The sequence below is a fragment of the Cognatilysobacter lacus genome (assembly GCF_008274655.1).
In the GTDB taxonomy this organism is placed as follows: Bacteria; Pseudomonadota; Gammaproteobacteria; order Xanthomonadales; family Xanthomonadaceae; genus Cognatilysobacter; species Cognatilysobacter lacus.
The window spans coordinates 1-9,422 of the sequence record NZ_VTRV01000104.1; the positions used below are offsets into that span (position 1 = coordinate 1).

The window sequence follows — 9,422 nt, forward strand, 5'->3', positions numbered from 1 at the left end:
GATGGCTTCGACGCGAAGGTCGCCCCAGGCGGTGCGGTCGAAGCCAGGCCAGCGCGTGGGCAGCTCGTCGCCGTGACGCAGCAGGCCCGGCGCGACGTCGGCGGCCATCAACGCGCCTTCGATCAGCAGGGTTCCGCTGCCGCACATGGGGTCGAGCAGCGAGCCGCCGTCGCGATACGCATCCATCCAGCGACCGCGCATCAGCACGGCCGCGGCGAGGTTCTCCTTCAGCGGTGCGTCGACCTGCCGTCGGCGCCAGCCGCGGCGGTGCATCGGGTGCCCGGAAATGTCGATCGAAATGATCGCGCGCTCCTTGCGCACGACCAGGTTGATGCGCACGTCCGGGTGCTCGAGGTCGACGTCCGGCCGTGCGCCGGTCGCGGCGCGCAGCGTGTCGACCACGGCGTCCTTGGTGCGCTGCGCTGCGTATTGCGCGTGGTTCAACACGCCGCCGCTGCCGACATGAGCATCGACCGCGATCGTGGCGTTCGGCGGCACGTGCGCCAGCCAGTCGACCTTCATCGCGCCTGCGTAGAGCGCGTGTTCGTCGGCGCATTCGAAATCAGCCAGCGGCCACAGCACGCGGCTTGCGAGGCGCGACCACATCACCGCGCGCTGCGCGTCGACGCCCTCGCCCTCGACGTTCGCGCCGGCGGTGGTCGCGGTGGCGCGCGTGCAGCCGAGCGCGAGCAACTCGTCGACGAGCAGGTATTCCAGGCCCTTGCCGCAGCTGGCGAAGAAACGCATCGGTCAGAGCCCCTGGAGCAGCGAAGCGAACGCCTGAGCGCTCGCATCGACATGGCGGGTGAGCCGGTGCGTGTCATCCACCAGCAGCAGTGTGGCGCGACGATCCTGCGCCCAGTCGACGACGTCGCGCGCGGGGATCAGCTCGTCCGCCCAGCCGTGCACGATCGATGTCGGCACGCGCGCGGCGTCGAGCGGGAACTGGGTGTCCAGCCGCACGGGCGGTGCCATCAGGAACAGCGCCTTGATGTCGAACTCGAGCGAGACGCGACCGCTGATCCACGCACCCAGGCTTGACCCGGCCAGCACCACGGGGCCGCCCGCCGCGAGGATCCGCTCGCGAAGGCGCTGGACGCGTGCGCCCACGTCGCCCAGTGCACTGACGTCACGCCGGGCGTCGAGGTCGGTGTAGTCCGGACGCTCGCAGGTGAAACCGAGGCGCGCGGCGACATCGGCGAGCGCCGTCACCTTGGTGGCGTCCGGGCCGCTCTCGAAGCCGTGGGAGAGGATGCAGTGTCCGCGCATGTCGCCGTCAAACGGGGGAAGGCCGCCATTGTCGCCGGTTCGCGCGCAGGCCGCGTCAGTCGAGCACGACCACGGCGTCGCCGCGCCGGATGGGGCCGCCCTCGACGATGCGCGCGCAAAGGCCGCCGTGGCCGCGCATCGCGTTGTACGCGCCCTCGCCCAGCGCCGCTTCCATCTTCGAACACGGGTCGCAGGGGCCGGTGCCCTCGAGGACCGCGTCGCCGATGCGGAACAGGCGCCCCTTCAGCGCCAGCAGCGGAATGCCGCTGACGACCACGTTGCGGCGGAGCTGCGCCGGATGGAGCGACTCGAGGCCTGCCAGCGCGGCGATCACCGACAGGTGCTCGGCCTGGATCAGGGTGATGCCGCGCTTGCCGCTGGCGCCGGCGTAGCGGTCGCCCACGATGCCCTTTCCGGCGACAGCCTCGACGACCTCGCGGATCTCGACGGGCGCATCGCGCGCCGGCCGCACGCCCAGCCAGTCGACGCGGCCCGGGCGCGGGAAACGACCCATGAGTTGGCCGAGCATCGAGGAATCGGGCGGTCGTCGCATGGCGCGATGCTAAACGCGACGCTGTGAATCGGCGTCTCGGCGCGGTCGTCGCCGCGGGTTAGCATCGCGCCATGCTTGCCGACCTGCCGCCACTGCCGATCCACGTCGACCCCCTGCCCTACGAGTCGCGGCTCGAATCGCGGCCGTTGTCGCAGGTGGACCTCGTCATCATCCACTGCACCGAAGTGCCGGACCTCGCGATGGCACGCAGCTACGGCGAAAAGGTGCTGTACGCGAGCAGCGGCACCGGCAACAGCGGCCACTTCTACATCGACCGCGACGGCTCGCTGCACCAGTACGTCGCGCTCGAACGCGTGGCCAACCACACGCGCGGCTACAACCCACGATCGATCGGCATCGAGCTGGTCAATACCGGCCGCTATCCGGACTGGTACGCGGTCGCCCACCAGGCCATGGACGAGCCCTACACCGCGGCGCAGATCGACACGCTCGTCGCACTGCTCTCCTGGCTCGCGACCGAGCACCCCGCACTGCGCTACGTCACCGGTCACGAGGATCTCGACACCGCGCTCGTGGAGGCCAGCGACGACGCGAGCCGCCAAGTGCGCCGCAAGCGCGATCCGGGGCCGCTGTTCCCGTGGGACTACGTGCTCCGGCGCGTCCCGCTGCAGCGCCTGCCACCGCCCTCGCCCTGAGCCGGGCCGGCGCGGGCCGGCCGGTATACTTCGTGGCCATTCCGCACGGGCTTCCCGCGCATGACATCCCCGGTTTCCGAACTGATCGAGCTGCTGGCGCTCGAGCGGCTTGAAGACAACTTCTTCCGCGGCCAGAGCCGCGATATCGGCACCAAGTACGTCTTCGGCGGGCAGGTGCTCGGGCAAGCGCTTTCGGCCGCCCAGGGCACCATCGAATCGGCGTCCGACGCGCGGGCTGCGCACTCGCTGCATGCGTATTTCCTTCGCGCAGGCGATATCGAGGCGCCGATCCTGTACAGCGTCGACCGAACCCGCGATGGCGGCAGCTTCTCCGTGCGACGCGTCACCGCGATCCAGCACGGCCAGCCGATCCTGTTCCTGGCCGCGTCCTTCCAGCACGAAGAAGAAGGCAGCGAGCACCAGTTGTCGATGCCGGAAGTGCCGCAAGCCGATGACATCGAGCCGGCCCACGCCGTGCCAACGGAGGTCCTGGAAAAGCTGCCGAACAAGGTGCAGCGCTGGCTGTCGCGGCAGGGGCCGTTCGAGTTCCGTCACGTCTATCCGCGCGACGAACTGAAGCCGCCGAAGCGCCCGCCGTATCAGCAGGTGTGGTTCCGGCTCAGCGAAAAGGTCGGCGACGAACCGGAGTTGCACCGTTCGCTGCTGACCTACGCGTCGGACTTCCACCTGCTCGGCACCGCCACGTTTCCGCACGGCATCAGCTACTACCAGCCGAACGTGCAGATGGCGTCGCTCGACCACGCGCTCTGGTTCCATCGCCCGTTCCGCGCCGACGACTGGCTGCTGTATTCGATCGACAGCCCCAGCGCGCAGGGCGCACGCGGCCTGGCGCGCGGCATGATCTACGACCGCGAGGGACGGCTCGTCGCGAGCACCGCGCAGGAAGGCATGATCCGGGTGCTCAACGACATGCCCGCGCGCAAGCCGATGGTGGGTTGACATGCGCCAGGTCTTTTCCAGCGCGCGTCTCGAAAACGTCGAACGCGTTGCGCAGCTCCTGCGCGACGAGGGCATCGAGGTGCGCATCACCGACGGCCGCTCGTACAAGGGCAATCGCCGCACCACCACCAGTTACCGCGACCGCGACGCCGTGCAGCCGGCGGTTTGGGTGGTGCAGTCGAACGACCAGGCGCGTGCGCGAGAAATCCTGCGCGCGGCGGGCCTGTTCGAGTCCACGCGACCCGGCGCTGGCGCCAAGCTGACGTTCACGTCCGACTACGGCGACGAGAGCACGCGCACGCCGGCGCAGAAGCGTGCGATGCGGATCAAGCTCGCGCTGTTGATGGGCATCGTGGTGGTGATCGTTTTCGAGTTCATCCACCTCGGCAGGCAGCCCGTCGCCGTCCCGCCGCCGCAGGCAGCCGAACCTGCCCGGGGTCCGTTCGATGGCCGCGTCTCGGCGACGCCGCCCGCGCTCGCGGTCGCGGTGCTGCAGAAGGAGCTCGGCGAGATCGACATGCCTGTCGCCTGCCTTGCAGTCGACCGCCGCGACGCGCCGCTTCGCGTTCGTGCCGGGCTTCGAACGCCGCCTTCGCTCACCGTCGTGGCGGCGTCGGACTGCCAGCGCATCCCGGACGAGGAGCGCGGCAGCGTGCACCGCGGGTCCGGCCGCAAGGCGATGATGGTGGACCTCGAAAACTTCCGCGCGAGCTCGCCCGATGCCGGCAGCATCGAGTACACGGCGTACCACCACCGCATGTGGGCGAAGTACAAGACGCTTGAGGTCAAGCGCATCGGGGGACAGTGGCGGGTTACACGCGCCCTGAAGGTGGTTTCACCCTGACGGCGCGGCTCCGCGCCGATTGAACGCGCGTCGCGCGCGCCGTGGCGTCGTCTGCACAAACGGAGCCCGCACCCTGCGGAGCGGGCTCACGTTCGATGTCAGCCGTTGCTCAGCCGTGGTGACCGGTGCCGCCGGACCCGACGCCGTTCCCGTGGTCGGCGTGCATGCGCTTGAACGCCCGGGCCTCGTCGCGCGTCACGTAGCCGTCGTGGTTGGCGTCGATCTGGTCGAACCGTTGCGCCATGGGGGAGCTGCCAGCTTCCGCGCGGCTCAAGCGGCCATCGTGGTCGGTGTCGAGCTTGGCCAGGCGGCCGCCCTTGCCGTCGTGCTGGGGGCGCTCGGTCGCGTCGATGCGACCATCGTGGTTGCTATCGAGCTGGTCGAACCTCTGTGCCAGCCGCGGGACCGCGGCGGCTTCCGTGCGGTCGATCGCGCCGTCATGGTTGGTGTCGAGCCTGGCCATCCCGTGCCCATGTTCGCCCTGCTCCGGGCGCTCGCTCGCATCGATGCGGCCGTCGTGGTTCACGTCGAGCTGGTCGAAACGCTGCGCCAGGCCCGGGCGCGCGGCGGCTTCGGCGCGATCGATCACGCCGTCGCCGTTGGTGTCGATCCTGGCGTGCATGTGAGCACCGTTCGCCGGGGCCGCGATGGCCACGCCGGCAGCAAGGACGGAGGCGACGGCGAGGAAGACGAGGTTCGACTGCTTCACGGGGTGGTACTCCGAGGTCGGGCGCGTGCGCCGGTCCAGTGGGAACGCCCGGACCGGCGGCGGGTTGACGTGGCACCCGGCGTGTTCAGCCGCGGGCCAGCCGCAGTGGGCGGTATGCTGCGGCAATGGGTACCCCGCCTGCGCGCGAAGGCGACGACCTCCGCCTGTTCCACACGGGCCTGCACGACTGCGGCTACTGGCCGGACCGCCAGGCGCGCGACCTCGTGCTCGATCCGCGCGATCCTCGGCTGGCCGACTGGTATGCACTGGCACTGGGCTGGGGCTTCCGACGCTCGGGCGACATCGTGTATCGGCCGCACTGCGGCGCCTGTCGTGCATGCACCGCGGTTCGCATCCCGGTCGAAGGCTTCTCGCCCAGTCGCGCGCACCGCAAGTGCGCCCGGCGCAATGCCGACCTGGTCCTGCGTGTCTGCCCGGCCGAGCGCACCGACGAACATCTCGCGCTCTACCAGCGCTACCTGTCCGCGCGACACGCCGGCGGCGGCATGGACGGCCACGGCGGTCCCGAGTTCGACCAGTTCCTCGTCGGCCGCTGGAGTCGCACGCGCTTCCTCGAATTCCGCACGGCGACGCCGGAGCACACGTTGCTGGCTGTCGCCGTCACCGACATGACCGCCGACGCGTTGTCGGCCGTCTACACCTTCTACGACCCCGACCACGCGGACCGCAGCCTCGGCACGTACGCGATCCTTCGCCAGCTCGAATGGGCGCTGCAGGAAGGCCGCGGGCACCTGTACCTCGGCTACTGGATCGCCGGCCACGCGAAGATGGAATACAAGCGGCGTTTTCGCCCGCTCGAAGCCTTCGACGGCCGCCAGTGGTTGCCCTTCCCGGACGAGACACCATGACCCGACTGCTGACTGCCGCGCTGCTGGTTGCGGCGTTGATCGTGCTCGCCGCCTGTGTGCGCGTGCGCGTCCACGGCGACCGCGACCAATGGGCGCGCGAGATCGCCGCGGGCGCCGTGGCGCCGCTGCGGATCGCGACGTACAACACGTCGCTCAATGACGATCGCGCGGGTGGGTTGATCCAGCGGCTCGAGGCCGGGGATGCCAACGCAAGGAAGATCGCCGCGGTGCTGCAGCGCGTGCGCCCGGATATCGTCCTGCTCAACGAATTCGACTACGACGACGCGCATCGCGCGGCGGATCTCTTCCAGCAGCGCTATCTCGAGGTTCCGCAGGCCGGCGGTGGCGATGCGTTGCGCTACCCGTATCGTTTCCTGGCGCCGGTCAACACCGGCGTACCCAGCGGATTCGATCTCGATCGCGATGGACACGTCGGCGGCGACGGGCGCGCCGCGGGCAACGACGCCTGGGGCTTCGGCCTGCATCCCGGCCAGTATGGAATGTTGCTGCTGTCGCGCTATCCGATCGACGCGAACGACACGCGCACGTTCCAGCACCTGCTGTGGAAGAGCCTGCCCAACGTGCGTGCGCCGCGCGTTCCGGAATCCGGCGCGCCGTGGTATTCGGCCGACGCATGGGCGCGCTTTCCGCTGTCGTCGAAATCGCATTGGGACGTGCCGGTGCGCACGCCGTTCGGACGCATCCACGTGCTTGCCGCGCACCCGACGCCGCCGGTCTTCGACGGCCCGGAAAACCGCAACGGGCTTCGCAACTTCGACGAGATCCGCCTCTGGGCGGAATACCTCACGCCGGGCGTCAAGCCGTGGCTCTGCGACGACCGCGGCCGCTGCGGCGGCCTGCCGGGCAACGCGTCGTTCGTGATCCTCGGCGATCACAACGCGGACCCGGTCGACGGCGACGGAGAAGCCGGCGCGATCGCGCAGCTCCTCGGCCATCCGCGGGTGAACGCCAATGCGGTGCCGACGAGCGATGGCGCACCGGAGCGCGCGCGCCATTACGGCTTTCCGCGCAAGGGCGACGTTGCCACGCACACCGGCGACTTCGGTCCGTCGGCGGGCACCTTACGGCTTGACTACGTGCTGCCCTCGCGCGACCTGCCGGTGCGTGGCGGCGGCGTGTTCTGGCCGGCGCAGGGCGCACCCGGCAGTGAACTGATCGACGCGAGCGACCACCACCTCGTGTGGCTGGACATCGCGCCGCGCTGAAACGCTGCCGGCGATCGCAGCCGCCTGGCTCAGCCCTCCGGCGGCTTGCGATGATCGGCGATCGCCTGGTCCGGTCCGGACTCACCGGTTGACTGCGGTGTCGCGCTGGACCGCGCGCTCGCGCCGGGCGCCGCGGGACCCACGATCGGCAGCGCGCTGAGGCCGGGCTCCAGGTTCTTCGCCGCGAACCCGAACGCGATGTCGCTGTGCGTCGAAACGATCATGCGCACCATCCCGGTCGGGATCATCAGCTCGGTTTCGACCTCGTCGCCGCGCGCGTCGCGCGCGAGCAGCGTCATCTCGATGAAGGCGCCCGTCGTATCCAGCGAATGGCACCGGATGTGCTGGCCGCCGGGGCCGTCCTGCACATAGGCGCGGATCGCCTCGCCCAGGGCCTCGTGGGCCTGCTCGTACAGGAAGACGGCGTACCCGGTGGTCTCGTCGGTCATGCGTGGTGGCTCCTCATTTCAGGTCGATGGCGATTGCCGCGGCGGCATGCCTCGCGCGTTCCCGGGCATCTTCGACATCGTTGCCCAGCGCGAGCGTGACGGCAACGCGTCGGTGTCCATCGACGCGTGGCTTGCCGAACAGGCGCAGGTGCGTGTCGGGCTGCGATAGCGCGTCGCCCAGGTTCGAAAATACGGGAACGCCATGGCCCTCGGCCAGAACCGCGCACGACGCCGCCGGTCCATGTTCGCGAATCGCGGGGATCGGCAGGCCGAGGATCGCGCGCGCATGCAGCGCAAACTCGCTGAGGTCCTGCGACACCAGCGTGACCAGGCCGGTGTCGTGCGGGCGCGGCGAGACTTCGCTGAACCAGACCTCGTCGCCGCGCACGAACAGTTCCACGCCGAACACGCCCCAGCCGCCGAGTTCGTCGGTGATCGCGCGTGCGATGCGCTGCGACGTCGCCAGCGCGCGGGTGCTCATCGCCTGCGGCATCCAGCTCTCGCGATAGTCGCCGTCGCGCTGCAGGTGCCCGATGGGCGCGCAGAACGTGGTGCCGCTGGAATGACGAACGGTGAGCAGCGTGATCTCGTAGTCGAACTCGATGAAGCCTTCGACGATCGCGCGACCTGCGCCCGCGCGGCCACCCGTCTGCGCGTACTCCCACGCGGCGTCGACCTCGCCCGCGCTGCGCACCGTCGACTGCCCCTTGCCCGACGACGACATCACCGGCTTGACCACGCACGGCAACCCGATCGCGGCGATCGCGTCGAGGTATTCCTCGCGCGTATCGACGAAACGGTAAGCCGAGGTAGGCAGGTCGAGCGCTTCCGATGCAAGCCGGCGGATGCCCTCGCGGTCCATGGTCAGCCATGCCGCGCGCGCGGTCGGGATGACGCGGTTGGCGGCGCCGGCGGCGCGGTACTCGAGTTCCAGCTCGACGAGCGTCGGGGTATGGATCGCCTCGATCTCCGGGATGATCAGGTGCGGCTTCTCGAGGTCGACGAGCCTGCGGATCGCCTCGCCGTCCAGCATGTCCAGCACGTGGCTGCGGTGCGCCACCTGCATCGCGGGCGCATCGTCGTAGCGGTCGGCCGCGATCACTTCGCAGCCAAGGCGCTGCAGCTCGATCGCGACTTCCTTGCCGAGCTCGCCGGACCCGAGGAGGAGTACACGGGTCGCAAAGGGCGTTAGCGGCGTTCCGATCGTCGGCATGGCTGCTTCCTTCGGGAAAGTCACAGTCTAGGACGCGCGCGTCCTGGCGGCACGCGCCGTCCCGGACGCGTCCTCGAAGCCGATGCATCGCGCGTGCGATGCTTGCGGGGATGGCTCCACGGTCGACCGGTTCATGGCTTCGCGGCGGCGTGGCGGGCGTTATTGCGCTCGCCCTCGCTGCGTGCTCGCGCTCGGAACCGGCCGGTGGCGACGCGAAGGTCAGCGGCTTGATGCTCGACCCGCAACTGCGCGAAACCAGCGGCCTCGCGCTGTCGCTGCGCCACCGCGACATCCTGTGGATGCACGACGACGGCGGCAATCCGCCGCGCCTGTTCGCGGTGTCGCGCGACGGCGATCGCGTGGCGACCTTCCGCGTGGAAGGCGTCCCGAAGACCGACTGGGAAGACATCGCCGCGTTCCGCATGGGCGGCCACGATTACGTGATGCTGGCCGACACCGGCGACAACGGCGGCCTGCGCCGCACGCTGCAGCTGCATGCGATCGAGGAACCCGCGACGCTGGAGAACGCGCGGCTCAAGCCCGCGTGGTCGATCGTGTTCCGCTGGCCCGACGGCCCGCGCGACTGCGAGGCGCTGGCGATCGACGTGCGCCGCGGCGAGGTCCTGCTGATTTCCAAGCGTCGCCAGCCGCCGGAGCTGTTCCGGCTCGCGCTG

At 69.9% G+C, this 9,422-nt stretch carries 12 protein-coding genes; 6 read left to right on the forward strand and 6 right to left on the reverse strand.

The window, feature by feature from the left end; translation table 11 throughout:
- The 3 genes from FW784_RS09725 to FW784_RS09735 form a co-directional block, all read right to left on the reverse strand.
- The coding region (locus tag FW784_RS09725; protein WP_235893642.1) for a THUMP domain-containing protein at positions 1–747 on the reverse strand (747 nt) is incomplete at its 3' end.
- A gap of 3 nt (positions 748–750) precedes the next feature.
- A complete protein-coding gene (locus tag FW784_RS09730; RefSeq protein ID WP_149353152.1) occupies positions 751–1,269 on the reverse strand; it encodes a YqiA/YcfP family alpha/beta fold hydrolase in 519 nt (172 codons plus the stop codon).
- A gap of 55 nt (positions 1,270–1,324) precedes the next feature.
- Positions 1,325–1,822: an MOSC domain-containing protein gene (locus FW784_RS09735; RefSeq protein WP_149353153.1), complete on the reverse strand. Its 498-nt coding sequence runs from the start codon at positions 1,820–1,822 to the stop codon at positions 1,325–1,327.
- A gap of 71 nt (positions 1,823–1,893) precedes the next feature.
- Between FW784_RS09735 and FW784_RS09740 the strand changes: the two genes are divergently transcribed.
- Genes FW784_RS09740 through FW784_RS09750 form a run of 3 tightly spaced genes read left to right on the forward strand, consistent with a single transcriptional unit; the run spans position 1,894 to position 4,282 of the window.
- The gene (locus FW784_RS09740) at positions 1,894–2,478 is read left to right on the forward strand and encodes an N-acetylmuramoyl-L-alanine amidase (protein WP_149353154.1); all 585 of its coding nucleotides are present in this window, start codon (positions 1,894–1,896) and stop codon (positions 2,476–2,478) included.
- 60 nt (positions 2,479–2,538) lie between these two features.
- Positions 2,539–3,438, forward strand: coding sequence for an acyl-CoA thioesterase (locus FW784_RS09745; protein WP_149353155.1), 900 nt, complete (start codon positions 2,539–2,541; stop codon positions 3,436–3,438).
- Position 3,439: 1 nt separating this feature from the next.
- The gene (locus tag FW784_RS09750; protein WP_149353156.1) at positions 3,440–4,282 is read left to right on the forward strand and encodes a hypothetical protein; all 843 of its coding nucleotides are present in this window, start codon (positions 3,440–3,442) and stop codon (positions 4,280–4,282) included.
- Between the two features lie 109 nt (positions 4,283–4,391).
- Here FW784_RS09750 and FW784_RS09755 read toward each other — a convergent pair whose 3' ends face one another.
- Positions 4,392–4,991, reverse strand: a complete 600-nt coding sequence (locus FW784_RS09755) for an EF-hand domain-containing protein (protein ID WP_149353157.1) — start codon at positions 4,989–4,991, stop codon at positions 4,392–4,394.
- A gap of 125 nt (positions 4,992–5,116) precedes the next feature.
- On the opposite strand from FW784_RS09755, the gene FW784_RS09760 reads away from it, so the two are divergent.
- Positions 5,117–5,860 (forward strand): arginyltransferase, encoded by a 744-nt coding sequence (locus FW784_RS09760; protein ID WP_149353158.1) that lies wholly within the window; start codon positions 5,117–5,119, stop codon positions 5,858–5,860.
- Positions 5,857–7,086: an endonuclease/exonuclease/phosphatase family protein gene (locus tag FW784_RS09765; RefSeq protein WP_149353159.1), complete on the forward strand. Its 1,230-nt coding sequence runs from the start codon at positions 5,857–5,859 to the stop codon at positions 7,084–7,086. Before FW784_RS09760 ends, FW784_RS09765 begins: the two co-directional genes overlap by 4 nt.
- 29 nt (positions 7,087–7,115) lie before the next feature.
- On the opposite strand, the gene FW784_RS09770 is transcribed toward FW784_RS09765, so the two are convergent.
- Both FW784_RS09770 and purT read right to left on the reverse strand, forming a co-directional pair.
- Positions 7,116–7,535, reverse strand: coding sequence for a hypothetical protein (locus tag FW784_RS09770; RefSeq protein WP_149353160.1), 420 nt, complete (start codon positions 7,533–7,535; stop codon positions 7,116–7,118).
- A 13-nt stretch (positions 7,536–7,548) separates the two neighbouring features.
- Positions 7,549–8,748 (reverse strand): formate-dependent phosphoribosylglycinamide formyltransferase, encoded by a 1,200-nt coding sequence (gene purT / locus FW784_RS09775; RefSeq protein ID WP_149353161.1) that lies wholly within the window; start codon positions 8,746–8,748, stop codon positions 7,549–7,551.
- A gap of 149 nt (positions 8,749–8,897) precedes the next feature.
- Here purT and FW784_RS09780 point away from each other — a divergent pair.
- Positions 8,898–9,422 (forward strand): hypothetical protein (locus FW784_RS09780; protein ID WP_205123594.1); only part of this gene is annotated, 525 nt, incomplete at its 3' end.